The 26090-nt window shown below is 71.5% G+C and carries 26 protein-coding genes; 12 read left to right on the forward strand and 14 right to left on the reverse strand.

Annotated features, from left to right (window positions below; all coding sequences use genetic code 11):
* Positions 1–86: 86 nt before the first annotated feature.
* Positions 87–329, forward strand: a complete 243-nt coding sequence (locus ABZ928_RS25960; protein WP_361523475.1) for a hypothetical protein — start codon at positions 87–89, stop codon at positions 327–329.
* A 143-nt stretch (positions 330–472) separates the two neighbouring features.
* On the opposite strand, the gene ABZ928_RS25965 is transcribed toward ABZ928_RS25960, so the two are convergent.
* Both ABZ928_RS25965 and ABZ928_RS25970 read right to left on the reverse strand, forming a co-directional pair.
* On the reverse strand, positions 473–1255 hold the full coding sequence (locus ABZ928_RS25965; RefSeq protein ID WP_361523478.1) for a hypothetical protein: 783 nt from the start codon (positions 1253–1255) through the stop codon (positions 473–475).
* A gap of 1 nt (position 1256) precedes the next feature.
* On the reverse strand, positions 1257–1802 hold the full coding sequence (locus ABZ928_RS25970; protein ID WP_361523480.1) for a sigma-70 family RNA polymerase sigma factor: 546 nt from the start codon (positions 1800–1802) through the stop codon (positions 1257–1259).
* Positions 1803–1918: 116 nt separating this feature from the next.
* On the opposite strand from ABZ928_RS25970, the gene ABZ928_RS25975 reads away from it, so the two are divergent.
* Both ABZ928_RS25975 and ABZ928_RS25980 read left to right on the forward strand, forming a co-directional pair.
* The gene (locus ABZ928_RS25975; protein WP_361523482.1) at positions 1919–3967 is read left to right on the forward strand and encodes a TerD family protein; all 2049 of its coding nucleotides are present in this window, start codon (positions 1919–1921) and stop codon (positions 3965–3967) included.
* Positions 3968–4074: 107 nt separating this feature from the next.
* The gene (locus tag ABZ928_RS25980) at positions 4075–5094 is read left to right on the forward strand and encodes an aspartate-semialdehyde dehydrogenase (RefSeq protein WP_361523485.1); all 1020 of its coding nucleotides are present in this window, start codon (positions 4075–4077) and stop codon (positions 5092–5094) included.
* Here ABZ928_RS25980 and ABZ928_RS25985 read toward each other — a convergent pair.
* A complete protein-coding gene (locus ABZ928_RS25985; protein ID WP_361523487.1) occupies positions 5081–5551 on the reverse strand; it encodes a DUF1203 domain-containing protein in 471 nt (156 codons plus the stop codon). The two genes, ABZ928_RS25980 and ABZ928_RS25985, sit on opposite strands and share 14 nt — an antisense overlap.
* 121 nt (positions 5552–5672) lie before the next feature.
* Between ABZ928_RS25985 and pepN the strand changes: the two genes are divergently transcribed.
* Complete coding sequence (pepN, locus tag ABZ928_RS25990) at positions 5673–8246, forward strand: aminopeptidase N (protein ID WP_361523490.1); 2574 nt, start codon at positions 5673–5675, stop codon at positions 8244–8246.
* A 231-nt stretch (positions 8247–8477) separates the two neighbouring features.
* On the opposite strand, the gene ABZ928_RS25995 is transcribed toward pepN, so the two are convergent.
* The 3 genes from ABZ928_RS25995 to ABZ928_RS26005 all read right to left on the reverse strand — a co-directional run bounded on the left by ABZ928_RS25995 (position 8478) and on the right by ABZ928_RS26005 (position 11321).
* Positions 8478–9380 carry a LysR family transcriptional regulator gene (locus ABZ928_RS25995; RefSeq protein ID WP_361523495.1) on the reverse strand — a complete coding sequence of 301 codons (903 nt, stop codon included), beginning with the start codon at positions 9378–9380 and terminating at the stop codon, positions 8478–8480.
* A 46-nt stretch (positions 9381–9426) separates the two neighbouring features.
* Positions 9427–10296 carry a DMT family transporter gene (locus ABZ928_RS26000; protein WP_361524647.1) on the reverse strand — a complete coding sequence of 290 codons (870 nt, stop codon included), beginning with the start codon at positions 10294–10296 and terminating at the stop codon, positions 9427–9429.
* A gap of 83 nt (positions 10297–10379) precedes the next feature.
* A complete protein-coding gene (locus tag ABZ928_RS26005) occupies positions 10380–11321 on the reverse strand; it encodes an EamA family transporter (RefSeq protein ID WP_361523498.1) in 942 nt (313 codons plus the stop codon).
* A 138-nt stretch (positions 11322–11459) separates the two neighbouring features.
* Between ABZ928_RS26005 and ABZ928_RS26010 the strand changes: the two genes are divergently transcribed.
* Entirely contained in the window at positions 11460–11969 is a 510-nt protein-coding gene (locus tag ABZ928_RS26010; protein WP_361523500.1) for a MarR family transcriptional regulator, read from the forward strand.
* A 23-nt stretch (positions 11970–11992) separates the two neighbouring features.
* Here ABZ928_RS26010 and ABZ928_RS26015 read toward each other — a convergent pair whose 3' ends face one another.
* Positions 11993–13468, reverse strand: a complete 1476-nt coding sequence (locus ABZ928_RS26015) for an FAD-dependent monooxygenase (RefSeq protein ID WP_361523503.1) — start codon at positions 13466–13468, stop codon at positions 11993–11995.
* Positions 13469–13610: 142 nt separating this feature from the next.
* Here ABZ928_RS26015 and ABZ928_RS26020 point away from each other — a divergent pair, with 142 nt between their 5' ends.
* Positions 13611–14213: a TetR family transcriptional regulator gene (locus tag ABZ928_RS26020; protein WP_361523506.1), complete on the forward strand. Its 603-nt coding sequence runs from the start codon at positions 13611–13613 to the stop codon at positions 14211–14213.
* A 135-nt stretch (positions 14214–14348) separates the two neighbouring features.
* Here the strand turns inward: ABZ928_RS26020 and ABZ928_RS26025 are convergent, their stop codons facing one another.
* The 3 genes from ABZ928_RS26025 to ABZ928_RS26035 form a co-directional block, all read right to left on the reverse strand.
* Positions 14349–14624, reverse strand: coding sequence for a hypothetical protein (locus ABZ928_RS26025; protein WP_361523508.1), 276 nt, complete (start codon positions 14622–14624; stop codon positions 14349–14351).
* A gap of 219 nt (positions 14625–14843) precedes the next feature.
* Complete coding sequence (gene malQ / locus ABZ928_RS26030) at positions 14844–16922, reverse strand: 4-alpha-glucanotransferase (protein WP_361523511.1); 2079 nt, start codon at positions 16920–16922, stop codon at positions 14844–14846.
* Positions 16923–17159, reverse strand: coding sequence for a hypothetical protein (locus ABZ928_RS26035; RefSeq protein ID WP_361523513.1), 237 nt, complete (start codon positions 17157–17159; stop codon positions 16923–16925).
* A gap of 198 nt (positions 17160–17357) precedes the next feature.
* Between ABZ928_RS26035 and ABZ928_RS26040 the strand changes: the two genes are divergently transcribed.
* Genes ABZ928_RS26040 through ABZ928_RS26050 form a run of 3 tightly spaced genes read left to right on the forward strand, consistent with a single transcriptional unit; the run spans position 17358 to position 20031 of the window.
* A complete protein-coding gene (locus ABZ928_RS26040) occupies positions 17358–17891 on the forward strand; it encodes a PadR family transcriptional regulator (RefSeq protein ID WP_361523516.1) in 534 nt (177 codons plus the stop codon).
* On the forward strand, positions 17888–18574 hold the full coding sequence (locus ABZ928_RS26045) for an ABC transporter ATP-binding protein (RefSeq protein ID WP_361523519.1): 687 nt from the start codon (positions 17888–17890) through the stop codon (positions 18572–18574). Before ABZ928_RS26040 ends, ABZ928_RS26045 begins: the two co-directional genes overlap by 4 nt.
* The gene (locus tag ABZ928_RS26050) at positions 18571–20031 is read left to right on the forward strand and encodes an FtsX-like permease family protein (RefSeq protein ID WP_361523521.1); all 1461 of its coding nucleotides are present in this window, start codon (positions 18571–18573) and stop codon (positions 20029–20031) included. Before ABZ928_RS26045 ends, ABZ928_RS26050 begins: the two co-directional genes overlap by 4 nt.
* 132 nt (positions 20032–20163) lie before the next feature.
* Here the strand turns inward: ABZ928_RS26050 and ABZ928_RS26055 are convergent, their stop codons facing one another.
* Positions 20164–20700, reverse strand: coding sequence for an HNH endonuclease (locus ABZ928_RS26055; protein WP_020116449.1), 537 nt, complete (start codon positions 20698–20700; stop codon positions 20164–20166).
* A 293-nt stretch (positions 20701–20993) separates the two neighbouring features.
* On the opposite strand from ABZ928_RS26055, the gene ABZ928_RS26060 reads away from it, so the two are divergent.
* Positions 20994–22076 carry a mechanosensitive ion channel family protein gene (locus ABZ928_RS26060; RefSeq protein ID WP_361523525.1) on the forward strand — a complete coding sequence of 361 codons (1083 nt, stop codon included), beginning with the start codon at positions 20994–20996 and terminating at the stop codon, positions 22074–22076.
* 33 nt (positions 22077–22109) lie between these two features.
* Here the strand turns inward: ABZ928_RS26060 and ABZ928_RS26065 are convergent, their stop codons facing one another.
* The 3 genes from ABZ928_RS26065 to ABZ928_RS26075 are packed head-to-tail and all read right to left on the reverse strand — an operon-like array spanning position 22110 to position 23489.
* Positions 22110–22403 (reverse strand): hypothetical protein, encoded by a 294-nt coding sequence (locus ABZ928_RS26065; protein WP_361523528.1) that lies wholly within the window; start codon positions 22401–22403, stop codon positions 22110–22112.
* Entirely contained in the window at positions 22390–22974 is a 585-nt protein-coding gene (locus tag ABZ928_RS26070) for a hypothetical protein (protein ID WP_361523531.1), read from the reverse strand. Before ABZ928_RS26070 ends, ABZ928_RS26065 begins: the two co-directional genes overlap by 14 nt.
* The gene (locus ABZ928_RS26075) at positions 22971–23489 is read right to left on the reverse strand and encodes a hypothetical protein (protein ID WP_361523533.1); all 519 of its coding nucleotides are present in this window, start codon (positions 23487–23489) and stop codon (positions 22971–22973) included. Before ABZ928_RS26075 ends, ABZ928_RS26070 begins: the two co-directional genes overlap by 4 nt.
* A 329-nt stretch (positions 23490–23818) precedes the next feature.
* Between ABZ928_RS26075 and ABZ928_RS26080 the strand changes: the two genes are divergently transcribed.
* A complete protein-coding gene (locus ABZ928_RS26080) occupies positions 23819–24652 on the forward strand; it encodes a hypothetical protein (RefSeq protein ID WP_361523536.1) in 834 nt (277 codons plus the stop codon).
* 183 nt (positions 24653–24835) lie between these two features.
* A complete protein-coding gene (locus ABZ928_RS26085; protein WP_361523538.1) occupies positions 24836–26029 on the forward strand; it encodes an ROK family transcriptional regulator in 1194 nt (397 codons plus the stop codon).
* Positions 26030–26090 lie beyond the last annotated feature (61 nt).

Below are 26090 nucleotides of genomic sequence, written 5' to 3' on the forward strand. Positions count from 1 at the left end.
CAGGACGCAGCAGCACGCGACAGAGCGCGGCAGAACGCAGTAAGTACGCAGCAGCACGCAGGCACAAGGATTGCAGAGGCGAAGAAATGGGACACATCACCGGGCGAGTCGTTCGGACGGCTATCGGCACTGCGGCAGCCCTCGCGACGCTGGCACTGCCGCTGGTCCTCGGCATCCACAGCGCCTCCTCAGCGCCGGCCGGGCAGACCTCGGTCACGGCCGCCGGCGTGGGCGGTGACGGAGACGACCTCGACGACGGCAACCTGCCCAAGCCGCCGAAGAACGACACCGACAAGGGCAGCTGGGTGTGGGACAAGGAGCCGATCTAGTACGGATCGGTGGGCCTGCGTACACGACGAGGTACGGGGGAAAAGGGGCGGGCGCCTGGGGAGGCGCCCGCCCCTTCGTCGTACCGAACGCGTTTCTCCTGACGCGTTTCTCCTGAGACGTGGGAGCGTCACAGATCGTTCGGTCACCCGCAGGCCAGCTGGCGCGACTCCGGCAACGATGCCTGGATCCAGGCCCGTTCCCGGGCTACCTCCTTCTCGCCGACCACCCAGTGGTCGGGCACCGCGTCGCCCTCCGGCACCCCGAACAGCACCCGGTCGCCCCGGAGCAGACCGGGCGAGAACGTGTCGTCGACGACGTAGGTGAGCCGGTCCGGGCGCTCGCCGTCCTGCTTGTAGTAGCGGACCACGTCCACGGTGATCCTCAACTGCACCCCGTCCTCAAGGCGTTCGACCGAGGCGATCTCCCCCTCCACGACCAGGCGGGTGCAGGCGAGGTAGTGGGGGCTGCCGAAGCGGCTGCCGGCGTCGGCCTCGGCGTCGGACTTCTGGGCGCTGCTGGTGTCCCCTCCGGAGTCCATGGCGTCGTTCCCGCCCGTCGCGATCAGCCAGCCCATACCGGCGACCACGGAGGCCGCCGCGGCCGCCACGAGCCCGCCAAGGGCGAGTTTGGGCGCCCAGACGCGGAGGCGCGAGGGGCCTGCGGGACGAGAGGAGGGGCCGGAAGCGGGCTTCGGAGCCGGGCTCGTGCTCGGGTTCTCGCTCGCGCTCGGGTTCTCGCTCGTGCTCGGCGGCGGTTCGGCCAGGGCGGCGCCGATGATGCCCAACTGCGCGCGCAGGACGGCGAGATCGGCGGTGGCCTTGTCGTGCTCGGCCATGAACGCGGTGTCCGCGCGGGCCTCGTCGGTCAGTGGTTCGTCGGTGATCGCGGCCATCAGCGCGTCGATGCCGTCGTGTTCGGCGGTCATGTCACACCACCTCACCCTCGTGCAGGCGATCGCGCAGTGCGCGGACCGCCGTGTGCAGCCTGCTCTTGACCGTGCCCTCGGGGACGCCGAGTTCGTGCGCGATGTCGCGCACCGGCAGGTCGGCGAAGAACCGCAGGACGAGCACCTGGCGCTGGGCCTCGGGCAGTTCGTCCAGTCCCTGGGCGACGGCGAGGGAGAGCACGCTGGTGTCCTCGCCTGAGGGGTGCTCCAACTGCCGCAGCGAGGCGAGGCGTTCGCCGATCCGCTCCTGGCGGCGCTTGGCGCGGTGCCAGTCCATGGCGAGGTTGGAGGCGACGACGGCCGCCCACGCGGAGACGTCCCGCGGCGCCTCGTACCCCTTCGCCGCGCGCTCCAGCAACCGCAGACGGACCTGCTGCACCCCGTCCGGCAGGTCCGCCTGCGGTACACCGCCGAGCGCGAGCACGGCCCGCACCCGACGTTCCTGGGCCGCGTCGAGCGGGTCGTCCGGCCCCTCGTGGAGGCCCTCCCCCTGCCCGCGGCGGGCTTTTCTGCGCAGCACAGCCACCCCTCCCCTAGCCGCGTTTCCCCTAAGACGCCGGGGCGGGCGGAAACGTTCGGCAACGTTCGGCCCGATTCCCGGAATTCTTTCTTCACATGATCTTCACTGCCACCATGAGCCCCATGACGCACATCGCGAAGGGGGCCAACACCCCTGTTCCCGCCGGTCTTCTGAGGGTTGCCGTCACCCGCCGCAAGGCACCGGGGACGCCCGTCGTGGAGGTCTCGGCCCTGCTGCTCGACGCGACCGGCACGGTGCGCGGCGACGCCGATCTCGTCTTCCACAACCAGCCCGTCCATCCGTCCGGCGCGGTACGCCACCTCGGCACCGGCGACGGCCCGGACCAGCTCGCCGAGTGGCTGGAGCTGGACCTGCCCCGGGTGGAACCGGCGGTGCAGCGCGTCCTGATCGCCGCGTCCTGCGACGACGGCACCTTCGGGGCGGTGCCGGGGCTCGCGCTCCAGACCGTCGCGGCGGACGGTTCGCTCGTCGTGCACTACGACGTGACGGACGCCGCCGGTGAGACGGCGTTCGTGCTCGGGGAGTTCTACCGGCGCAACGGGGAGTGGAAGTTCCGGGCGGTCGGGCAGGGGTGGGAGTCGGGGCTTGCGGGGCTGGCGACGGACTTCGGGATCGTGGTGGAGGCGCCGGTGGCGGTGCCCGTGCCGGTGCCCGTGGCTCCGATGGCGGCGCCCGTGTCGAAGGCGAGCGCGCCCCCGACCGCCACACTCATCTCGATGCCCGCCCCGGCCCACTCCCCCGTCTCCCTCGGCCCCGACTTCGCCCCGTACGTCCAGAGCGGCCGCGGCAACGGCGTCGTCTCCGTCGACGTACCGCTGCCGCCCGGACCGGTGATCGTGGAGGCACAGGTCCGGGGCGACGAATGGCTTCTCGTCGAGACGCTGAACCGGCGCAACAAGGACGAGGACACCGTCTTCAACACCACCCTGCGCGACTTCCACGGCCGCGCCCTGGTGCAGCCCCCGCGCGACCGTCCGCTGCGGATGAAGGTCAACTACGACGGCGACTGGACGATCAGGGTCCTGCCGCTGTCGGCGGCCCGTCCGCTGGGCACCTGGACGCTCAAGGGGCGCGGCCCCGACGTCGTCTCCTACGCGGGCACGATGGCCGATGTGAAGGTCCGCTTCGACGGCGGCGCCGACCGCGGCGAGTGGTTCGTCCTGAGATGCCACGAGACCGAGCACTTCGACGACCTCGACGAGCACGAGCTGCTGTGCAACGAGACCGGCAGGCTCAAGCAGACCGTCCCGGTCCCCGACGGCCCGCTGCTGCTCGTCGTCGAGCACGGCGACGGCGACTGGGAGCTCACCGCCAAGCCGCTCCCCGTCCGCGACCCGTCCAAGGGCCGGCACACCGGCACCTACCAGGGCCGCGGCGACAAGACGGTCACCCTCCTCAACCCCCGCCCCGGCCGCCCGGCCCTGATCGAGTACGACTTCCCGGGCGCCAGGGCCGACTACAGCCTCGAAGTGAAGCGCGTCGACGAGTACGGCGACGAGGTCGAGTGGCTCACCGGCCGCCAGCACGGCACCCGTGGCACGTCGGCACTGTTCTCCGACGGCCGGGCCGAGCAGGCCGTACGGGTCAAGTGCGCGGGCGACTGGACGCTGCGGCTGCTGCCCGAGGAGCAGGCCCCGCTGCTCACCGGCCCGGCCGAGGGACGGGGCAGCACGGTCCTGCGCTATCAGGGGCCGCCCACCCTGATGACGGTGCAGCGGACCTCACGCGGCGACAACGAGCACCTGAGCGCCCTGGCCCTGAACCATCCCTACGGCAAGACCGTGGTCATCGCCGACACCCTCGGCCGCCGCCGTCCCACCCTCGGCCCGGTGTGGGTCGACCCGGGCGGCACCTGTTTCGTGACGGTCCGCGCCAACGAGGACACGAAGTGGCGGCTGGAGCCGGCCCCGATCGCCGCGGCGCCCCTGCTCGGGGCGCGCACCCCCGGCGGCTGGTATGGAGTCGTACGTCACACCGGGCCCGAGGCCGAGCTGGTGCCCGTCGCGACGGGCATGATCCATGTCTTCGAACTCGACGAAAATCTGTTCCCGCACCGGAAACTCACGGCTTCTTCCGGCCCGTACCGCATATCGGCCTCGATCCTCCACATCCGGTGCCTCGGTGAGTGGACGATGGAACTGCGCCCCTGACCGGCATGCCGTCCCATCCCTCGGGCAAACGATTGGACACACCGGCCGGTAAGAGACGCATGATGGAAACGTCCAGGCCACGCACCCGCCATGTAGAAGGAGTCACCGTGAGGGTCGGAATCGTCGGAGCCACCGGTCAGGTCGGCACGGTCATGCGCAGGATCCTCAAGGAGCGCGCCTTCCCGGTCACCGAGCTGCGGCTGTTCGCGTCGGCGCGCTCGGCGGGCTCGGTCCTGGACGGCGTGACGGTGGAGGACGCGGCGACGGCCGACTACACGGGCCTGGACATCGTGCTGTTCTCCGCGGGCGGCGCGACCTCGAAGGCGCTGGCCGAGAAGGTCGCCTCGCAGGGCGCCGTGGTGATCGACAACTCCTCGGCCTGGCGCAAGGACCCCGAGGTGCCCCTGGTGGTCTCCGAGGTCAACCCGCACGCGATCGCGGACCGCCCCAAGGGCATCATCGCCAACCCGAACTGCACCACGATGGCCGCGATGCCGGTCCTGAAGGTCCTGGACACCGAGGCGGGCCTCCAGGCGCTGGTCGCCACCACCTACCAGGCGGTCTCCGGCTCGGGCCTCGCGGGCGTGGCGGAGCTGCACGGCCAGGTCCAGAAGGTCGTAGCCGACGCCGACAAGCTGACCCACGACGGCGAGGCGATCGACTTCCCCGAGCCGCAGGTCTACAAGCGCCCCATCGCCTTCAACGTCCTGCCCTTCGCCGGCAACCTCGTGGAGGACGGCCTGAACGAGACGGACGAGGAGCAGAAGCTCCGCAACGAGTCCCGCAAGATCCTGGAGCTCCCCGAGCTGAAGGTCTCCGGCACCTGCGTGCGCGTCCCGGTCTTCTCCGGGCACTCCCTCCAGATCAACGCCCGCTTCGCCCGCCCGATCTCCCCGGAGCGCGCGACGGAGCTCCTGTCGACCGCCCCGGGCGTCGAGCTCTCCGAAATCCCGACCCCCCTCCAGGCGGCCGGCAAGGACGCCTCGTACGTCGGCCGCATCCGCCAGGACGAGACCGTCGACAACGGCCTCGCCCTCTTCATCTCCAACGACAACCTCCGCAAGGGCGCGGCCCTGAACGCGGTGCAGATCGCGGAGCTGGTGGCGGCGGAGCTCAAGGCCTCCTGACCTCGTAGAGGAAACAGCCGTACTCGACGGCCCGGACGTGGACGAGCGCCACGGCCGGGTCGTCGAACGCGTTCCGGAAGGCGCCGTCGTCGAGCGCGTCGACCAACTGCCCGCCCAGGATGCGCCCGTCGGCGGAGTAGCGGCGGACGGTCCGGTGGGCGCCCGCGAACGGATGGCCGTCGAGGTCCGGTCCCGGGCACTCCCCGGCGTGGATGAAGACGGGTCCCTGCTCGTCGTACGCCCCCGGCTCGGCGCCCGTCTCCGCGGCCCAGCGCCGCAGCGGGGCGTAGGAGACGAGGGCGATCAGCTCGCCGGGCGCGCTGCGCCGCAGGCAGCACCTGAGCGGCGCCCCGCCCTCGTCGTCGGTCAGGGGAACCATCTCGCGCCCCGAGTCGTCGGTGGAGCGGAGCTCCTTCAGGATCCCGGGGGTGATGGGGCGTGCGGTGTAGGTGGTCATGTGTTCCACACTCCCGGCTGTACGCCCCGGTCACCGGCGGGTTCCGGACATCGCTTTCCGTGCAGCTCCCATGGAAGGATGGCGGAACCGCCGAACCTACCCATAACGAGGAGATGACCGCGTGCCTGGCACAAACCTGACTCGCGAAGAGGCGCAGCAGCGGGCAAAACTGCTCAGCGTCGACTCGTACGAGATCGATCTCGACCTCTCCGGCGCGCAAGAGGGCGGTACCTACCGGTCCGTGACCACGGTGCGCTTCGACGTCGCCGAGAACGGCGCCGAGACCTTCATCGACCTGGTGGCCCCCACGGTCCACGAGGTGACGCTCAACGGAGACCAGCTCGACCCGGCCGAGGTCTTCCAGGACTCCCGCATCGCGCTCCCCGGCCTGCTGGAGGGCCGCAACGTGCTGCGGGTGACCGCGGACGCCGCGTACACCAACACCGGCGAGGGCCTGCACCGCTTCGTCGACCCGGTCGACCAGCAGGCGTACCTGTACACCCAGTTCGAGGTGCCGGACGCCCGCCGCGTCTTCGCCTCCTTCGAGCAGCCGGACCTGAAGGCCACCTTCCAGTTCACCGTGAAGGCGCCGACCGGCTGGACGGTCATCTCCAACTCCCCGACGCCGGAGCCGAAGGACGACGTCTGGGTCTTCGAGCCGACCCCGCGCATCTCGTCGTACATCACGGCGCTGATCGTCGGCCCGTACCACTCGGTGCACAGCGTGTACGAGAAGGACGGCCAGTCCGTCCCGCTCGGCATCTACTGCCGCCCCTCGCTCGCCGAGTTCCTCGACTCGGACGCGATCTTCGAGGTGACGCGGCAGGGCTTCGACTGGTTCCAGGAGAAGTTCGACTACGCGTACCCGTTCAAGAAGTACGACCAGCTGTTCGTGCCGGAGTTCAACGCGGGCGCGATGGAGAACGCGGGCGCGGTGACCATCCGCGACCAGTACGTGTTCCGCTCGAAGGTCACGGACGCCGCGTACGAGGTCCGTGCCGAGACGATCCTCCACGAGCTGGCCCACATGTGGTTCGGCGACCTGGTCACCATGGAGTGGTGGAACGACCTGTGGCTGAACGAGTCGTTCGCCACATACACGTCGATCGCCTGCCAGGCGTACGCCCCGGAGTCGCGCTGGCCGCACTCCTGGACGACGTTCGCCAACTCGATGAAGACGTGGGCGTACCGCCAGGACCAGCTCCCCTCCACGCACCCGATCATGGCGGAGATCCGCGACCTCGACGACGTGCTCGTCAACTTCGACGGCATCACGTACGCCAAGGGCGCGAGCGTGCTCAAGCAGCTCGTCGCGTACGTCGGCATGGACGAGTTCTTCGCGGGCGTGCAGGCGTACTTCAAGCGGCACGCGTTCGGCAACACGCGCCTTTCGGACCTGCTGGGCGCGCTGGAGGAGACCTCCGGGCGTGACCTGGGCACCTGGTCGCAGAAGTGGCTCCAGACGGCCGGCATCAACATCCTCCGCCCCGAGATCGAGACGGACGAGCACGGCGTCATCACCTCCTTCGCCATCCGCCAGGAGGCCCCGGCGCTCCCCGCGGGCGCGCAGGGCGAGCCGACGCTGCGCCCGCACCGCATCGCGGTCGGCTTGTACGAGCTCGACGAGGACAGCGGCAAGCTGGTCCGCGACGAGCGCGTCGAGCTGGACGTGGACGGCGAGCTGACGGCCGTACCGCAGCTGGTCGGCAAGCGCCGCCCGGCGGTCGTGCTGCTGAACGACGACGACCTGTCGTACGCGAAGGTCCGCCTGGACGAGCAGTCCCTGTCCTTCGTGACGGAGCACCTGGGCGACTTCGAGTCGTCGCTCCCCCGTGCCCTGTGCTGGGCGTCGGCGTGGGACATGACGAGGGACGCGGAGCTGGCGACCCGCGACTACCTCTCCCTGGTCCTGTCCGGCATCGGCAAGGAGTCGGACATCGGTGTCGTGCAGTCCCTGCACCGCCAGGTCAAGCTGGCGATCGAGCTGTACGCCGACCCGACCGCCCGCGAGGCGCTGCTGACCCGCTGGACCGACGCCACGCTGGCGCACCTGCGGTCGGCGACCGCGGGCAGCGACCACCAGCTGGCGTGGGCGCGCGCGTTCGCGGCGACGGCCCGTACGCCGGAGCAGCTGGACCTCCTGGAGGCCCTGCTGGACGGTTCGCAGACGATCGAGGGCCTGGCGGTGGACACCGAGCTGCGCTGGGCGTTCGTGCAGCGTCTCGCCGCGGTCGGCCGCTTCGACGAGGCGGAGATCGCGGGCGAGTACGAGCGCGACAAGACGGCGGCGGGCGAGCGCCACGCGGCCACCGCCCGTGCGGCCCGCCCCACGGAGGAGGCCAAGGCGGAGGCCTGGGCCCAGGTCGTGGAGTCCGACAAGCTCCCGAACGCCCTCCAGGAAGCCGTCATCGGAGGCTTCGTCCAGACGGGCCAGCGAGAGCTCCTCGCCCCCTACACGGACAAGTACTTCGAGGTCGTCAAGGACATCTGGGACACCCGCTCCCACGAGATCGCCCAGCAGATCGCGGTCGGCCTCTACCCGTCGATCCAGGTCTCCCAGGACACCCTGGACAAGACCGACGCCTGGCTGGCCTCCGCCGAGCCCAACGCGGCCCTGCGCCGCCTGGTCTCGGAGTCCCGCTCGGGCGTGGAGCGAGCCCTGAAGGCCCAGGCCGCGGACGCGGCCGCGTCGTAGTCGGCGGTACGTGGATCGGGGGCGCCTGGCGTGATGCCGGGCGCCCCTTGTCGTGGGGCGCCGGGACGGAGGGGCGGCAGGACGGAGGGGCGGCAGCTTGTGACGCGCGTGCGGGCCGGTGGGGGCTGGTCGCGCAGTTCCCCGCGCCCCTTGGGTGGGTCCAGTCGCCGCACCCCGCCGGCGCGGGCGAGCGACACCCGCCCCCGCCTCAGCCGCCGCCCAGAGCCACACTCAAGCAAGCCCCCCGGCGACGCCCCGCAACGCCGCCAGCACCCGCCCCACCGCGACCCCCGCCTCACTCCCCCTCCGCACCGCGGCCACCACATGCCGTACGGGCCGGTCCACCCCCAGCTCCCGCATCACCACACCATCCCGGGACACCGCCACCATCCGCGGCACCAACGCCACCCCCATCCCCGCCTCCACCATCGCCAGAATCGCCGTCCACCCCGCCGCGGAATGCCCCTGCCGAGGACTGAACCCGGCCCCCTCACAAGCCCCCCGGGTGATGTCGGACCACGCCCCGCTCCCCCCGAAGATCCAGGACTCCCCGGCAAGATCCGCCAACCGCACCCCCTCCACCTCCGCCAGCTCATGCCCCCGAGGCAGCGCGACATCCAGCGGATCCGCCAGCAACTCCACCCGCGTGAACCGCCCGTCCCCCACCTCCGGCGCCTGCGCCGCGAGCGACAGCGCGAGATCCACCTCCCCGCCGGCCAGCAGCTCGTACGCCTCCCCGGCCTCCGCCTCCCGCACCCGCACCACAACCCCGGGACACGCCTCCCGCAGCACCCGCACCGCGGGCACGACCAGCGCGGGCACAGCGGTGGAGAAGGCCCCGACCCGGACCTCCCCCACCTCGCCGTGCAGGTAGGAGGCCAACTCGGCGTCCGCCCGCTCCAGTTGCTCGAACACCGCCTCCGCGTGCCGCAGCACCAGCCGCGCCGCGTCCGTGAGCCGCACCCGCCGCCCCTGCGCCTCCAGCAACGGCACCCCGAGCTGCTTCGCGAGATTGGTCAGCTGCTGCGACACCGCCGACGGCGTCATCCGCAACGCCTCGGCGGTCGCGGTCACCGTCCCCTGTTCCCGCAGCGTCCGCAGAATGCGCAGTTTCCGGATGTCCCAGTCGAGCATGGCGGCCAACCTATCCGGAGGGGCCGGCCTATCCGGCGGGGCCGGTCTATCCGGCGGCACCGAGCATCACCCCGCCGAGGATCAGCGCCATGCACAGCACCTGCGCCCCGGACACCGTCTCCCCGAGCACCGCCCAGGACAGCAGGGCCACACAGACCGGCTGGAGGTAGTACACCGCTCCGGCCCGCGACGGTCCCACCAGCGAGATCGCCCGGTTCCAGGCGAAGAAGGCGACGGCGGAGGACACCACACCGACGTACAGCAGCGGCAGAACCGTCCCCGGCGCCGGCTCGAACCCGCCCTGGACGGCAAGACTCACCCCCTGCGCGGGCAGCAGGATCAGCGCGCCGAACAGAAACGTCGTGAACAGAAAGGCCGCACTGCCCAGTTCCGCCGGCTTCCGCCGCAACAGCGCGCTGTACGACCCGAAGCAGCAGGCCGCGCCGATCATCCACACATCCCCTGCGGCAAGCCCCGCCCCACCGCCCCCGACCAGCAGCACCACCCCCGCACACGCGACCAGCAACCCACCGGCCCGCCGCACCCCCAGCCGTACGCCGCCCACCCGCTCGAACACCGCCATCAGCACCGGCGAAGCGGCCATGATCATGCCCATGTTGGCGGCCGAGGTGGTCAACCCGGCCTGGTTGACGAGGGTGTTGTAGACGGTTACACCGAGCAGCGAGGCGAGGAGCACGAAGCCGAGGTGCCGCCGTATCAACTCCCGCTGCCGCCAAGCCTGTCGGGCCCCGAAGGGGGCCACCGCGACGAGCGCGACCATCCAGCGCCAGAAGGCCTGCTGCACCGGTGGCACGCTGTCGTGCAGCGCACGGGAGGCGACGAAGCTGCCGGACCAGACGACGGTCGCGACGGCGGCGAAGACGATCCCGAGGGCAGCGGCCCTCGGGATCGGGATCTGGGTGGTACGGGAGGTACGGGAGGTCCTTTCGAGGACGACGGTCACTGATGTCCTTCCACTGGGCGGTGATCTCGGTGGATCTACCGTCGCAGCGCGGAACCTGTCACGTCCATCGAATCTTTTCGATGATTCCGTTCAGCAGAACTGAACGATTCGCGCTCCGCCCTCACCGAGCGCGGTTGCAACTGCCCCGCCACCGTCGCCCCGAACGCCAGCCCCATCCCCGCCAGTTGCACCACCGTGAGCGCCTGCCCCAGCGCCGCCCACCCGACGATCGCCGCGGTCAAGGGTGACAGCGGCCCGAGGAAAGTGACCTGCGTGGCGGTGAGCCGCCCGATGCCACGGAACCAGAGCCAGTACGAGACCGCCGTGTTCGCCAGCGCGAGGTAGAGGTAGCCGCCGACCGCCCGGCCGTCGAGCGCGGGCGGCGCGCCCTCGATCAGCAGCGCGAGCGGCGCGATGAGCAGCCCGCCCGCCGTCAGCTGCCAGCCGGTGAGCGCGAGCGGCCCCACCCCGTCGGGCCGTCCCCACCGCTTGGTGAGCACGGTCCCGGTGGCCATCGAGACGGTCGCGGCGAGCCCCGCGAGCAGCCCCACGGCGTCGATCGCCCCGGCCGCCTTCAGTACGACGAGACTGACGCCGAACGCCGCCACAACCCCGGTGACCACACTCCGCGCCGTGGGCCGCTGCCCCAGCAGCCCCGCCGACAGCCCGACGACGACCAGCGGCCCCACCGACCCGACGACCGCCGCGAGCCCACCCGGCAGCCGGTACGCCGACAGGAACAGCAGCGGGAAGAAGGCACCGATGTTGAGCGCCCCGAGCACCGCCGCCTTCCACCACCAGGCCCCCTTCGGCAGCACCCGGGCGAGCCCGAGCAGCAGCAGCCCGGCGGGCAGGGCTCGCATGAGGCCGGTGAACAGCGGGCGGTCGGGCGGGAGGAACTCGGTGGTGACGGCGTAGGTCGTGCCCCAGGAGACGGGGGCGAGAGCGGTGAGAAGGATGGTCGCGGACCTGTTCATGACCGGGTTCCTTGGGGTGAGGTCTGGGGCTGATGTCTGAGAGAGGCAGATCGCTTGGTGGTGATTAGCTTAGCACTAAGCAACTTTCCGTCAAGCTACTTTCTTGCGGGTGACCCTGTCGGTGCGGATACTCGGTGCATGAGTGCTCAGCGCAAGGACGCCGTCGACGCGATCATCGAGCAGTGGGCGGCCGCGCGGCCCGACCTCGACACCCGGGCGATGGAGGTCTTCGGGCGGATCTACCGCCTCTCCCGCACCATGGGCGACCGCATGGAGAAGGCGTACGCCCCGCACGGCATCTCCCGCGGCGAGTTCGACGTCCTGGCGACACTCCGGCGCGCCGGAGAGCCGTACACCCTCTCGCCGCGCCAGCTCTCGGCCACGCTGATGCTCACCACGGGCGGCATGACGGGACGCCTCGACAAGCTCGAACGCGCGGGCCTGCTGCGCCGCTCACCCGACCCGCACGACCGCCGCGGACTCCAAGTGACCCTGACCGAGAAGGGGTTGGAGGTCATCGACCAGGCGGTCGGGGCGGGGCTGGCCGTCCAGACGGAGGCGCTGGCCGCGCTGAACGACGAACAGGTCGGCCAATTGGCCGACCTGTTGCGGGAGTTGCTGGCGGGGGCGCAGAGTTCGGAGCATTAGGTCCGGAACACTGGGGTCGGGTGCTAACCGACGTACCGGGTCACCGCTTCCTCGATGCCCGCCACATCCGTGGTGTCCGCCGCCCACGCCACGTATCCGTCGGGGCGGACGAGGATCGTCGTACGCCGGTCACTCGCCCAGCGCTCCACCGTCAGGCGGTCCTTGCGGGCCGCCTGGTTCTCGTAGGGCTCCGGCGTGATCAGCGCGAAGCGGCCGCCGCGCAGGGCCTCGTAGAGGCGGCCGGTCTCCAGGGTCACGTCGGGGACGCGGGTGCCGGTGAGGGGGTGGGTGCCTCGGGGGGCGGGGTACTTGTAGCCGATGCCGGTGACCTGGCCGGCCATCTTGCGGGCGGCCGGGGCGGCGGTGTTGAGGAACGTGGTCAGGGCCGCGCGCAGGGCGAGGGTCCAGGGGCGCTTGGCCATGGCGAGGCGGACCAGGCCTCCGCTGCTGCGCAGGACCGCCTTGCCGACGGGGTGGCGCTCGGCCTGGTAGGTGTCGAGGAGGTCGGGGGCCGCGTGGCCGTGGACGACCTGGGCCAGCTTCCAGCCGAGGTTGGCCGCGTCCTGGAGGCCCGTGTTCATGCCCTGGCCGCCCGCCGGGGTGTGCACATGGGCGGCGTCCCCGGCGAGGAAGACGCGGCCGACCCGGTAGGCGGGCGCCTGGCGTTCGTCGCTGTGGAAGCGGGACATCCAGCGGGCGTCGTACATCCCGAAGTCACGGCCGAGCGCGAGCCGGGTGACCTCCTTGACCTCGTCCAGGTCGAGGGGCTCGGTGTCGGGGACGTTCCGGGCGCGGTTCCAGGCGATCACCCGGTAGTAGCCGTCGCCGAAGGGCGCGAGGAACGCGAAGGCGTCGCCGACGGCGTTGACCGTGAGCAGCGTCTCCGGCTCCTCGGCCAGCCGTACGTCCGCGAGGACGACGGACCGGATGACGGAGTGGCCGGGGAAGGGCAGCCCGATCGCGTCCCGCACGGCGCTGCGCATGCCGTCGGTGCCGACGACGTAGGCGGCGCGCTGCTCGGTGACGGTTCCGTCGGCGGTTCCGTCGGCCGTGCGGAGTTCGACCGTGACGCCGTCCGCGTCCTGGGTCAGGCCCGTCAGCTCGGTGTCGTAACGGAAGTCCACGCCCGCCTCCACGGCCCGGTTCAGCAGGACCTTCTCCACCTCGTACTGCGGGATGACCAGCAGGTGGTTGAAGCGGGAGGGGAGGGTGCGCAGGTCGAGGGTGAGGCGTCCGAAGAGGCGGAGGCGGTCGAGGGCCTGGCCGGTCGCCTCCAGTTCGTCGGCGAGGGCGCGGGCGTCGAGCTGCTCCAGGGTGCGGGCGTGCAGGACGAAGGCGCGGGAGAGGTTGCTGATCTTGCGCGGGCGCTTCTCGACGAGGGTGACGGGGACGCCGGCGGCGGCGAGGTCTCCGGCGAGGAGGAGGCCGGTGGGGCCGGAGCCGATGACGATCACGGAGCCCGGGGTGGTGGGAGTGGGGGTGGTGGCGGTGCCGTTCATGGTGGCCTCCTGTTGCCAACGGGTGTTCGCCAACGGTTGTTTGCCTACGCCTGTTTGCCAACGCTCGTTGATGAGAGTAGCGAGGCTTTTCAGGACGAGTCAACAGTTGTTGGCAAACAGTTGTTGGCCTACTCTCGTGGGCATGAACGGCAGTAACAGCGGCACCACAGACTCCGCTTCCGGCACCTCCCGCCGCTCCGACGCCACCCGCGGAGCGATCCTCACCGCGGCCCGCGAGCGGTTCGCCGCCGACGGCTACGAGCGGGCCACCATCCGCGCCATCGCCAAGGACGCCAACATCGATCCCTCGATGGTGATGCGCTACTACGGCAACAAGGAGGGCCTCTTCGCGGCGGCCGTCGCCATCGATCTGCGGATGCCCGACGTGGGGGGCGCGGTGTCACGGCGACAGGACGTCGGCCGGGTCCTCGTCACCCACTTCCTCGACACCTGGGAGGACAACGAGGTGCTCACCGCCCTGCTCCGGGTCGGCGTCACCAACCAGGCCGGGGCCGAGCGCATGCAGGGCATCTTCCGGGACCAACTGCTGCCGATCGCCCGACACGTGTGCCCCGACCCCGAGCAGGTCCCGGCGCGGGCGGCACTCGTCGCGTCACAGCTGCTCGGGCTGGCGCTGACGCGGTACGTGCTGCGGATTCCCTCGGCGGTGGGGTTGGCGCGGGAGGAGGTGGTGGCTTGGGTGGGCCCTACTGTGCAGCGGTATCTGACGGCGGGGAGTCCCTGAGGGGGAGCGCCTGAGGGAGGGCAGTCCGTGGCGCAGGCCAACCCCTCGCCCCGACGCCGCGCCCGGAAACACATCGAGGGCGCCGGCCTCGCCTGTGTGCGGCGGGTCGGCGCCCTCGGGGAGCCTGGGGTCAGGTCAGGCGCTGGCCTTGGCCTTCGCCGGTGCCTTGGACTTGGTCTTCGGTGCGCGGTCCGAGGAGCGGTCGAGGACCATCACCAGGCCGGCGATGACCGCGAAGATCGCGGCGGGGGCCACGACGTAGAGCCCCAGCGTCTCCATGACGCTCAGGCCCGTACCGGGGTCGTCGCCGTCGTCGCGGGTGAGCGCGAGCGCGGGAGACGTCATGAGCAGCATCATCAGCGTCGTACCGGCAGCCAGGGCACCGGCGCGCAGGGCGTTCTTCTTGTCCACGGTGCCAAAAGTATCGAACGACTTACGGGGGCGCTCGTCCGGGGGTGCCGTATGAGGGGGCGGTGGGACGGGGAGCGGGGGCGGGGGCGGAGGGGTTGGGTGGGTGATTGGCAGATCTGTTCCGTCCCGGGCCTCGGCCACCTGCGGTTTTGGCGGCTGGGGGTGGAACGGATCTGCCAATCACTCACCCCCCCCCGCCTCACCCCGCCTCACCCCGCCTCACCCCGCCTGCCCCCGAGCGGCGCGGGCCGCCCGCAGCACCTCCATCAGGGCGTGCAGACGCGCCGACGACGCCAAGGTCTCCAGCGTCACCGGCGTTCCCTCCGCGTCCGCGATCGGCAGGCGCCAGTTCGGGTACTGGTCCCACGTGCCCGGCAGGTTCTGGGGGCGTCGGTCGCCCACCGCGTCCGGTAGCCAGACGCCCACCAGGCGGGCCGGGGTGCGGAGGAGGAAGCGGTGTACGGCCTGGATCTCGGCCTCCTCCGTCGAGGTGCCGTGGGCGCCGCCCGTGCTGTGCAGGAGGCCCAGGCGGGTCAGTACCTCCAGCCACTCCCCTGTGTCGGCTGCGGCCTCTGCTCGTTCCTCCGCCAGGTCGCGGGTCAACAGGCCCAGTCGGTGGCGGAGTTCCACGTGGTCGCCGCTCAGGCGGGCTGCGGTGGACGGCAGGTCGTGGGTCGTGGCGGTGGCCAGGCAGTCGGAGCGCCAGCGGTCGGGGGGCAGGGGGCGGCCGTCTCCGTTCCAGTCGCGTTCGAACCACAGCACCGATGTGCCCAGTACTCCTCGTGCGCGCAGCGTTTCCCGGACCCCGGGCTCCACCGTGCCCAAGTCCTCGCCTATCACCACCGATCCCGCTCGGGACGCCTCCAGGACCAGGATCGCCAGCATCGCCTCGGCGTCGTAGCGGACGTACGTGCCCTCGGTCGGGGGGTGTCCCTGGGGGACCCACCAGAGGCGGAACAGGCCCATGACGTGGTCGATGCGGAGGGCGCCGGCGTAGCGGAAGAGGGCCTTGAGGAGACGTCGGTAGGGGGCGTAGCCGGACTCTGCCAAGCGGTCCGGGCGCCAGGGCGGGAGGCCCCAGTCCTGGCCCCGGGCGTTGAAGGCGTCCGGTGGGGCACCCACCGACATTCCGGGGGCGAAGTACTCCTGTTGTGCCCATGCGTCGGCGCCGCCGGGGTGTACGCCGACCGCCAGGTCGTGCACCACTCCCACCGGCATGCCGGCCTCCCTCGCCGCCCTTTGCGCGCCAGTCAACTGCGCATCCGTCAGCCAGGCCAGGCGGCAGTGGAAGTCGACCCTGTCCATCAACTCCGTGCGCGCTCGGGCCGTTTCCGGCGAGCGAGGGTCCCGTAGGGGTGGGGGCCAGGTGCTCCAGTCCGAGCCGTGGACCTCCGCCAGTGCGCACCACGTCGCGTGGTCCTCCAGGGCCTGGCCCTCCTCGGCCAGGAAGTCGGCGTATGCCGCTCGGCGGCCGGGGCCCAGTGGGACCTCCCGGAGGAGTTCCAGTGCCTCGCGTTTGAGGTCCCACACCGCGTCCCGGTCGATCAACGCCCCCTTCTCCAGTACTGCTTCGCGCAGTCGGCCGGCGCGTTCCGTGAGTGAGCGGATCGTGTCCGGGGCGGTGACGTACGCGTACTCGGGGATGTCCTCCACCCGTAGGTGTACCGGGTCCGGGAAGCGGCGGGAGGAGGGGCGGTAGGGGGACGGGTCCGTGGGGGCGCCGGGTACCGCCGCGTGGAGGGGGTTGACCTGGACGAAGCCTGCGCCCAGCCCGCGTCCGGCCCAGGCCGTGAGTTCGGCGAGGTCGCCCAAGTCGCCCATGCCCCAGGAGTGGTGGGAGAGGAGGGAGTACAGCTGGACGAGTAGGCCGTATGAGCGGCCGGTGGGGGGAGGGATGTGGGGTGGGGCCACTACCAAGTGGGCGGTGGCGGTGCGGCCGTCGGGGGTTACGGCCGTCAATCCGTGGACGCCGGGCGGGAGTTGCTCGGGGGACGACCGGGTCTCGCCCTGTTCCGTCTCGATGCGCAGGCGGGTGCCGGCGGGGAGGGACGTCAGGGCCGGCGGGAGCGGTGCGCCGGTCCAGGACACGACCGTGGGGGGCAGCAGGCGTGTGCTCAGGTCGTGTTCTCGGGCCGTCAGTGCCGTGGCCGGGTTGGTCACGTCCACGCCCAGCGCTGTCAGGGTCAGGGTCAGTGCGGTGGCGGAGGCCGCTACCGTGCGGTCCGGGGACGGGTTGTAGGAGGTGGCCACGCCGTAGAGCTCGGCGAGGCGGGCGAGGTCCTCGGACGGTGCGGTCATCTACAGCTCCGTACCGGCATCCGACTCGCTGGTCAGATGGGCGGGGTCGGCGAGCGGCGGTTCGCTGGTGAGGGGCTGCTCGGCGTCCGGGAGGGGCGGTTCGCTGGTCAGTGGGGGCTCGGCCGCCGCGCCTTCCGCGCTGAAGACGCAGAGGTGCGGCTCGTGGGTCTCGTACCTCTCGTACGTCTCGGTGGGTTTGGAGAGAGCCGAGAGCAGGAGCTGTGCCGATGCGGCCACGGGGGCCTCCTTGTCGGATACGACGTGCGGATACCGCAGCCCTACCCAGCGGGCGCGGCGGCAGACGCCCCGGAAGGGATATCGCGGCTCTCGTCACATTCTGTCCCGGCACCTGCGCCTCCGCCCTCGGTCCGACCGCAGAATTTTCTCGCTGATCACTATTCACTCAGTACATGTATCGAGTGCATAATCGTCCGCATGAGCACCCGCCACATCCTGCTGGGGCTGCTCGCCTCGGGGCCCAGCCACGGCTATGACCTCAAGCGACGCCATGACGAACGTTTTCCGCAGGCCCGTCCGCTGGCCTACGGGCAGGTTTACACAACCCTTCAGCGGCTCGTCCGCGACGGGCTCGCCGAAGTCGAGGGCATCGACTCCGACGGCGGGCCGGAGCGGACCATGTACCGGTCGACGGACGACGGGGGGCGTGAACTGGCCTCGTGGGCCGGGGAGATCACGCCGCCCGCGCCGTTCGTGGCCAACGAGATCTTCGCCAAGGTCGTCGTCGCGATCCTCTCCGGCGGGGATCCCGCCTCGTATCTGAGCGCCCAGCGTGCCGCCCATATGGCGCGGATGCGGGAGCTGACCCAGGTGAAGACGGCCAAGGGCGCGGATCTCGCGACCGTGCTCTCGGCGGACTACGCCCTCAACCACCTTGATGCCGACCTCCGTTGGATGAACACCACGGCGGGCCGGCTGACCACCCTGACCGCGGAGGTCGACACAGCATGAGCAACCCAGTGCCGCTTCTCGCGGCCCGCGACCTCGTCAAGGCGCACGGCAGGACCGAGGCCCTGCGCGGTGCCTCGGTCGAGCTGCGGGCCGGCGAGATCCTGGCCGTGACCGGCGCCAGCGGCAGCGGAAAGTCGACGCTGCTGCACTGCCTCGCCGGCATCGTCCGTCCGGACGCGGGCTCCGTGAGCTATGGCGGGGAGCGGCTCGACACGCTGCCCGATAAGCGGCTGAGCGAGCTGCGCCGGACCGAGTTCGGGGTGGTGTTCCAGTTCGGCCAGCTGATCCCCGAGCTGACCGTCCTCGACAACGTCGCCCTGCCCCTGATGCTGGCGGGCGGCTCCCGCACCGACGCCCACGCCAAGGCCGGCGAGTGGTTGGAGCGGTTCGGGGTGCGCGGGCAGGAGGCGCTGCGGCCCGGCGAGCTGAGCGGCGGCCAGGCCCAGCGGGCCTCGCTGGCCCGGGCCCTGGTCACCGGGCCGAGGATCGTCTTCGCGGACGAGCCCACGGGTGCGCTGGACTCCCTGGCCGGTGAGCAGGTCATGGCGGCCCTGGTGCACACCGCCCGCGAGCAGGACACAGCCGTGCTCCTCATCACGCATGACGCCCAAGTGGCGGCGTACGCGGACCGCGAGGTCCGGCTGAGCGACGGGGCCGTCGCGCCGGTGGGGGTGGCGGCATGAGCTCCGAAATCGGTGCGGGTGGCGGCATGAGCGCCGGGAGCGGTGGCGGTGGCGGCACGCGGGGTGGGATCCGGTCCGCCCTGCGGGGCCTCGTCGGGGATCTTCGGCTCGCCTGGCTGCTCACCCGTGGTTCCGACCGGCGGGAGTGGTGGCGGGTCGGGCTCACCGCGGTCGGGGCGGCGCTGGCGACCGGGTTCGCGCTGGCCGCCGTGAGTCTCGCCGCGCTCCAGGGGCGGTATCACCTGCCCGTGGGCGCGGGGCTGCTCGACGATCCCGGGACGCGGTCCGGGGTGATCGTCGTGCTGCTGCTCCTGCTCGTGCCCGTGCTCGGGTTTCTCGGGCAGAGCGCCCGTATCGGGGCCGTGCACCGCGACCGGCGGCTCGCCGGGCTGCGGCTGGCCGGGGCCTCGGCGGCGCAGGTGCGGCGGATCGCGGGGCTGGAGACCGGGCTGGCCTGTCTGCTCGGCTCGGTGCTCGCCACCGTCGTCTCGGTGGCCGTCCTGCTGGGCCAGTGGGACCGTCCGACCTGGCTCGCCTGGGCCGGGATCGCGGTGATCGCCCTCGCGGTGCCCGTGCTGGGGGCCGTGGCGGGTGTGCTGGCGCTGCGCCGGGTGGTGGCCTCGCCGCTGGGCCGGGTGCGGCGGGTGCGGCCGGGGTCGGGGCGCGGGTTCTGGGCGTTGCTCGCGGGCGGGGTGCTGCTCGTGGCCGGGCTCGCGCTCGCCGCCACGCGCAGCACGTCCTCGGGGATGCCGGGCGAGAGGTCCTCGTACGCCAGTGGACCGCTGCTGCTGGCCGGGGCGCTGCTCCTGGTCGGGGTGGCCTCGGTGGGGATCGTCGGGGCGGTGGCCACGCTGACCGGGCGGTGGCTGGCCCGGCGGGCGCGCACCGCGGCAACGCTGATCGCGGCGGAACGGCTGCGCGAGGACCCCTGGGCCGCCGCCCGCACCCACGCCGCGGTGCTGCTGGTGACCGTCGTCGGGACGGGCTTCGTGGGCGTGCGGCAGGTGCTGCTCGGTGTGCTGCGCGCCAGGAAGCCCGAGGAGCTGGCCGCGCCCATGGCGTACTACACGACGGGCGTGAACCTGGTGGCCGCCGCGATCGCCGCCACCCTCGTGATCACCCTCTCCGGCCTGGCCGTGGGCACCGCCGAGTCACTGGCCACCCGCCGCCGGGGCCTGGCCGCGCAGACCGCCGCCGGGGTGCCGCAGCGGGTGCTCGGCCGGGCGCTGCTCCTGGAGACCGCGCTGCCGCTCGCGCCGGCCCTGCTGCTGGGCGGCGCCGGAGGCATGGCGATCGGCGTCTGGTACTCCCGGCTCCCGCAGCAGGAGGTGACCGTCACGCCGTACGCCGCGCTCCTGGTCCCCTTCACGGTGTACGCGGCCTGTCTCCTCGCCGCCGCCACCTCGCTCCCGCTGCTGCGCCGCACCCTGCGACCCGCGGAGCTGCGCTACGCGTGAGCGCGCGCGGACGAGCCGGCCCCGGGGGTACGGGGGACCCCCGGGGCCGGTGCACAACCGTCCGTGCACAACCGTCCGTGCACAAGCGTCCGCGCACCGGCGTCCACGGGTGCACAAAGGCCCGGATCGTCGTCAGGCAGAGATGCCGTCGATCCGGGCCATCGCGTCTTCCGCGCCGTACGGCTGCAAGTACGGCAGCCAGCGCGGGTCCCTGTGTCCGGTCCCGATGATGCGCCAGGCCAGACCGGTGGGTGGTGCGGGTTTGTGGCGCAGCCGCCAGCCGATCTCGAACAGGTGTCGGTCGGCCTTCACGTGGTTGCAGCGGCGGCACGAGGCCACCACGTTGTCCCAGACGTGCTTGCCCCCGCGGCTGCGCGGGATGACGTGGTCGACGCTGGTTGCGACGCCACCGCAGTACATGCACCGGCCCCCGTCGCGGGCGAAGAGCGCGCGCCGGGTAAGAGGAACGGGCCCCCGATAGGGAACCCGGACGAATCGCTTGAGCCGGACCACGCTTGGTGCGGGGACTGTGACGGTTGCGCTGTGCATGAAGGCGCCGGATTCCTCCAGGGAGACCGCTTTGTTCTCCAGGACGAGGACGAGCGCGCGGCGAAGCGGTACGACGCCCAGTGGCTCGTACGACGCGTTGAGGACCAGGACATGCGGCACGGATGCCTCCTTGGGCGTCGGCGGCGCGTGGCTCGCGCCGGGACGATCTGTAGTCAGTCTCCCCTCATGCCTGGTGGAAACGCCACCATCTCCCGGTAACGGGCTGAGAGTGTTTTCGACCACACCTACGACCACTGCTTTCTTCATCCCCAGGTGAGCACGGTCTCTCCCTCGAACATGGCGACGATCCGCACACGATGCACCGTTAGTGTGGTGGGTCTGCCGCCCGGTGACCTTTTCGTGACCTTGACCATCCGGCCGGGCCGCGGACGCTGCACCTGGAGGTACCCGCCGTGTCCTTGCCCGCTGTCCTGCTCGCCGCCTCGGCGTCGCCGTCGCCCTCCCCCTCGGAGTCGCAGACGCCCGCCGTCCCCACGCTCCAGGACGCCCAGGAGAGCGCGACCAACGCCGCCAGCTGGGTCGAGCAGAACTGGTCGACCTGGCTGGCGATCGGTCTGCGCGTACTGCTGATCCTGGTGATCGCGGCGGTGCTGAGAGTGGTGGTGCGGCGGGCGATCACCAAGCTGATAGACCGCATGAACCGCACGGTCCAGGCGGTCGACGGCACGGCGCTCGGCGGCCTTCTGGTGAACGTCGAGCGCCGCCGTCAGCGCTCCCAGGCGATCGGCTCGGTCCTCCGCTCGGTCGCGAGCTTCATCATCATGGGCACCGCGGCCCTGATGATCCTCTCCACCTTCGCGATCAACCTCGCCCCGCTCCTCGCCTCCGCCGGTGTCGCGGGCGTCGCGATCGGCTTCGGCGCGCGCAACCTGGTGACGGACTTCCTCTCCGGCGTCTTCATGATCCTGGAGGACCAGTACGGCGTCGGCGACACGATCGACGCGGGCGTGGCCTCCGGCGAGGTCGTCGAGGTCGGCCTGCGCGTCACCAAGCTCCGCGGCGACAACGGCGAGATCTGGTACGTCCGCAACGGCGAGGTCAAGCGCATCGGCAACCTCTCCCAGGGCTGGGCCACGGCCGGGGTGGATGTGACGGTCCGCGCCGACGAGAACCTCGACCGCGTGAAGCGCACCATCGACGACGTCGCCGAGCGCATGAGCAAGGAAGAGCCCTGGAACGAACTCCTCTGGGGCCCCATCGAGGTCCTCGGCCTCGACAACGTCCTCCTCGACTCCATGGTCGTCCGCGTCAGTGCGAAGACCATGCCGGGCAAGGCCCTCACGGTGGAACGCGAACTCCGCTGGCGCGTCAAGCGCGCCTTCGACGCCGCCGACATCCCCATCGTCGGCGGCCCTGCGGCTCCCGCCGACGACACCCCGGACACCGACCCGACCGCCGCCATAGCGGCCCCGTCGGCATACTCCAACACCTCCTCACCGCAGGCCCAGGCGGCGACCCCGCTCACGCAGAAGTAGGGGGCGGTACGGGGAAGGCGGCGTCCTGGGGGTTCAGGGCGCCGCTTCTTCGTGTGCGGGAGAGGCCTGCCTGCGAGGGGCCCACCAGCTGATCTGGATCGCCAGAGCACTCAGGCCCATCAGCACGAGGCTCGCCGTACCGCCCGCGTCGACCTGGGGCAGGTGGCCGAGCCCCATCAGCCCGCAGCACAGCTCCGACACCCCCACGAACCGAGGCCGTACCACGGACTTCGCCGGGAGCACGAGCCGTCCCGTCACGACGGTGAACGCCCCCGTCAGCAGCAGCCCGCACCCCAGCACGACCGCGCTCCAGTCATACGCGCTCACGCGGGCGCCCCTTCCCGCCCGTCAGGCCCAGCGTGACGGCGATCTGGGAGAGCGCGACGAAGGCCGTGCCCTTGTGCAGGCCCGCCACGCCGAGGTGGTGCTCGCCGCCCCGGATGTCGACCAGGACCGTTCCCGCGAGTTCCTCGAAGGTCAGGGAGACCCGGACCGACTGGTCCGAGCGGCGGCCGACGGGGCGCCAGCGGAAGGTGAGTTCGTCCTGGGCCGGTTCGAGGACGAGGAACGCGCGGTCGGACGAGGCCAGTCGCTCACGGATCCGTTCCGGCAGGTTCTCGTCGGGTCCGGCGGGCCACAGCAGATGCGTCTGGCGTTCCTCCAGCGCGTCCACGGAGAGCCCGACCCCCGCCCGCCGCGCGCGCCGCCCGAGCAGCAGCCAGGCCAGCACCGCCCAGACGAGACTGACGGCACCCCAGGCCCCCGCCATGGCCACGACGTCCTGCGCCATGCCGGACCAGGTGGAGCGGTCGTCCCAGAGGGAGCCGAGCAGCGAAAGGGCCATCAGCGGGGCGGCGTTGGCCGCGCTCGCCCGCCAGCAGGCCGTCGCCAGCCTCATGACCCGCACGCCAACTCGTAGGCCTCCAGGACCCACGCCTCGTGGGAGCCGTGCTTCGAGGGGTCGTAGCCGCACTGGAGGGAGGCCGTGGCGCCGTTCCTCCAGGTCGAGACACTGCCGTAGACGGGCTTGCCGGAGCAGTCCGCGGTGAAGCTCGCCTCGATGGACCAGACGCCCTGGGCGGCCACGAAGGTGCCCGCGCCCTGGAAGTCGGCCCGTTCGTCGTGTTCCTCGACGTCCGACGGCTCGCCCGGACCCGCCAGTTCCTCCCCGTCCCACCCCAGACGTTTCGCGAGGGACGCGAGCAGCCGCTCGGCGGCCGGACCGTCCCCGCTCATCTCGATGCGCGGCTCCAACTCCCGTACCCGCACCGGGGACAGCCGGACCCATCCCTCGTCCTTGGCCACCTCACGAGGCCGGGACACCGCGACGAGCTTCCGCTCCTTGCTCACGCCGACCCACCGGATCGCCCCCTTGGCGCACGCCGGCGCCGCGCCCGTGCGCGTCACCGCCACGGAGTCGTCCCCACCCACCCGGCACCCGGTCACAAGCAACGCCGCCGCACACAGCAACACCACCGAGGTCCTCACCCCGCACCCCCTCCCACTCTCCCCTTCGCAGGCGGATGAAATTACAGGACCCTGTGAAGGCGAGCCCTTTCACCTGCGGAAAGCGGGATCGTGATGAAGCCGTGACGCCGCTCGGGAAGCCGGGCCGGATTTAATCTTGTTCACAGCTCCTTTGCATTCCCAACGCACGCTCCCCTCGTCTAGGTTCGGGCCATCAGCGGGCCCTTGTTCTGGAGCGCAACGCCCAGGGGCCCGCCCTGAATGTGGGGAAACACATGAGAAAGCTCGCCATAGGCACCGTCGTGTCCGGTGCCCTGGCTCTGTCCGCGCTGGCCGTGCCCGCCGCCCAGGCCGCCACGCCGGATCTCGTCTTCGCCGATGTGACGGTGAACAAGGGGAAGACGATCGTCGTCGGCACCACCAACAAGGTGACCGTCCCGGTGACGTACACCCTCACTCGCCCCTCGGACCTGACGATCGACTACGAGAACAACGCGGCGGGCATCCTGCTCTACCGCGGCGGGCTCGCGACCGCCGAGAACGAGATCGAGAGCGACGCCTCGCCGAGCTGCACCACCACGGCGACGACGGACACCACGATCACGGAGTCCTGCTCCGACACGCTGACCATCGACCCGTCGTACGACCTCTTCGAGGCCGCGGACGCCACGACCTGGAAGGTCGGCGGCTTCTACGGGCAGCTCGCCGCGGACATGGACGACTCCGACGACAAGGTCAGCCTCGAATACGGCTACGCCGCCTGGGGCAACAAGGGCACCGCCAAGATCCAGCGCGCCGCCAAGCTCACCGTCAACGCCTCGCCCGAGCCGGTGAAGAAGGGCAAGACCATCACGGTCAGCGGCAAGCTGAGCCGCGCCAACTGGGAGACCGGCAGCTACAGCGGTTACGTCTCCCAGAAGGCCACCCTCCAGTTCCGCGCCAAGGGCTCGGACACCTACAGCACGGTCAAGACGGTGACCTCCGGCACCGGCGGCGCCCTCAAGACGACGGTGACGGCGACCAAGGACGGCTACTTCCGGTACGTCTTCGCGGGCACGTCCACGACCGCCGCCGCGAAGGCGTCCGGCGACTACATCGACGTGCGGTAGTCACCACTCGCCCCCTCGACCGCCCCCGCAGGTAACGACTCCGTTTCCTGCGGGGGCGGTTTGCCTGACCCCCCTTGACTCCCCCACGGTCCAGACCTATGTTCCCTGCATCCGATAGGAAACCTTCCTAACAGTCACCTTCCGTAAAGTCTGCTGCGGAACCGTCCCGGGAGAGGGGTACACATGGCCGGCACCCCGAGCACGCTGCGCGCCATGAACGATCGCGCCGCCCTGGACCTCCTCCTGGAGCACGGCCCGCTGTCCCGCACCCGGATCGGCAAGCTCACCGGCCTCTCCAAGCCGACCGCCTCCCAGCTCCTGGCCCGCCTGGAAGCCGCGGGACTGGTCCTCGCCACCGGCACCACCGAGGGACGACCCGGCCCCAACGCCCAGTTGTACGAGGTCAATCCGGCCGCCGGTTACGCCGCCGGCCTCGACGTCACCCCCGAACGGATCCTCGCCGCCGTCGCCGACATCACCGGCCGCACGGTGGGGTCGTACGAACTGCCCACCCCTGGCAGACGCCCCGCGCGGCCCGTCGTCCAGCAGGTCACCGACGCCCTCGACGGCGCCGTGAAGGCGGCCGGGCTCGCCCGCGCCGACATCCAGCGGCTCGTCATCGGCACCCCCGGCGCCTTCGACCCGGGCACCGGCCGGCTGCGCTACGCCTCCCACCTCCCGGGCTGGCACACCCCGACCCTCCTCGACGAACTCGCCGCCGCGCTGCCGATGCCGGTGGAGTACGAGAACGACGTCAACCTCGTCGCCGTGGCCGAACAACGGCTCGGCGCGGCCCGCGGTCACGAGGACTTCGTGCTGCTGTGGAACGAGGGCGGACTCGGCGCCGCGCTCGTCCTCGGCGGCCGGCTGCACCGCGGCTGGACCGGCGGCGCCGGTGAGGTCGGCTTCCTGCCGGTGCCCGGCGCCCCGCTGGTCCGGCAGGTCACCAAGGCCAACAGCGGCGGCTACCAGGAGCTGGCCGGCTCACAGGCCATCCCCAAGCTCGCCCGTGAACTCGGGGTCCACGACATCCCCACCGGACCGTACGCCGAGGTCGCCGCCGCCCTCGTGCGGCGAGCCGCGGAGTCCGAAGACCCCCTGCACCTGCGGCTGTTGGAGACCTACGCGACCCATCTCGCCACCGGTCTCGCCTCCCTCGTCTCCGTCCTCGACCCCGAACTCGTCGTCCTGAGCGGCGCCTCGCTCACCTCCGGCGGCGAAGTCCTGCGTTCCCTAGTCGAGTCCGAGCTGGCGGAACTGGCCGCGGCCAGGCCCAAGCTCGTCGTCGGCGCCGTACCCGAACACCCCGTGCTGCGCGGCGCGCTGGAGAGCGCGCTGGCGGCCACCCGCGACGAGGTCTTCGACACCTCGCGCTGATCCCGCTGATCCCGCTGATCCGCAGCCCCCTCTCCGCTTCTCCGTAACCCCCCTCACCTCA

The organism is Streptomyces sp. NPDC046909, from assembly GCF_040644695.1.
In the GTDB taxonomy this organism is placed as follows: domain Bacteria; phylum Actinomycetota; class Actinomycetes; order Streptomycetales; family Streptomycetaceae; genus Streptomyces.

Excerpts from the sequence above, each read along its gene's own strand:
- ABZ928_RS25960 (WP_361523475.1), top strand. The coding sequence starts at position 87 with ATGGGACACATCACCGGGCGAGTCGTTCGGACGGCTATCGGCACTGCG.
- ABZ928_RS25965 (WP_361523478.1), bottom strand. The coding sequence starts at position 1,255 with ATGACCGCCGAACACGACGGCATCGACGCGCTGATGGCCGCGATCACC.
- ABZ928_RS25975 (WP_361523482.1), top strand. The coding sequence starts at position 1,919 with ATGACGCACATCGCGAAGGGGGCCAACACCCCTGTTCCCGCCGGTCTT.
- ABZ928_RS25985 (WP_361523487.1), bottom strand. The coding sequence starts at position 5,551 with ATGACCACCTACACCGCACGCCCCATCACCCCCGGGATCCTGAAGGAG.
- ABZ928_RS25995 (WP_361523495.1), bottom strand. The coding sequence starts at position 9,380 with ATGCTCGACTGGGACATCCGGAAACTGCGCATTCTGCGGACGCTGCGG.
- ABZ928_RS26005 (WP_361523498.1), bottom strand. The coding sequence starts at position 11,321 with ATGAACAGGTCCGCGACCATCCTTCTCACCGCTCTCGCCCCCGTCTCC.
- ABZ928_RS26010 (WP_361523500.1), top strand. The coding sequence starts at position 11,460 with ATGAGTGCTCAGCGCAAGGACGCCGTCGACGCGATCATCGAGCAGTGG.
- ABZ928_RS26015 (WP_361523503.1), bottom strand. The coding sequence starts at position 13,468 with ATGAACGGCACCGCCACCACCCCCACTCCCACCACCCCGGGCTCCGTG.
- ABZ928_RS26020 (WP_361523506.1), top strand. The coding sequence starts at position 13,611 with ATGAACGGCAGTAACAGCGGCACCACAGACTCCGCTTCCGGCACCTCC.
- malQ (WP_361523511.1), bottom strand. The coding sequence starts at position 16,922 with ATGACCGCACCGTCCGAGGACCTCGCCCGCCTCGCCGAGCTCTACGGC.
- ABZ928_RS26040 (WP_361523516.1), top strand. The coding sequence starts at position 17,358 with ATGAGCACCCGCCACATCCTGCTGGGGCTGCTCGCCTCGGGGCCCAGC.
- ABZ928_RS26045 (WP_361523519.1), top strand. The coding sequence starts at position 17,888 with ATGAGCAACCCAGTGCCGCTTCTCGCGGCCCGCGACCTCGTCAAGGCG.
- ABZ928_RS26050 (WP_361523521.1), top strand. The coding sequence starts at position 18,571 with ATGAGCTCCGAAATCGGTGCGGGTGGCGGCATGAGCGCCGGGAGCGGT.
- ABZ928_RS26070 (WP_361523531.1), bottom strand. The coding sequence starts at position 22,974 with ATGAGGCTGGCGACGGCCTGCTGGCGGGCGAGCGCGGCCAACGCCGCC.
- ABZ928_RS26080 (WP_361523536.1), top strand. The coding sequence starts at position 23,819 with ATGAGAAAGCTCGCCATAGGCACCGTCGTGTCCGGTGCCCTGGCTCTG.
- ABZ928_RS26085 (WP_361523538.1), top strand. The coding sequence starts at position 24,836 with ATGGCCGGCACCCCGAGCACGCTGCGCGCCATGAACGATCGCGCCGCC.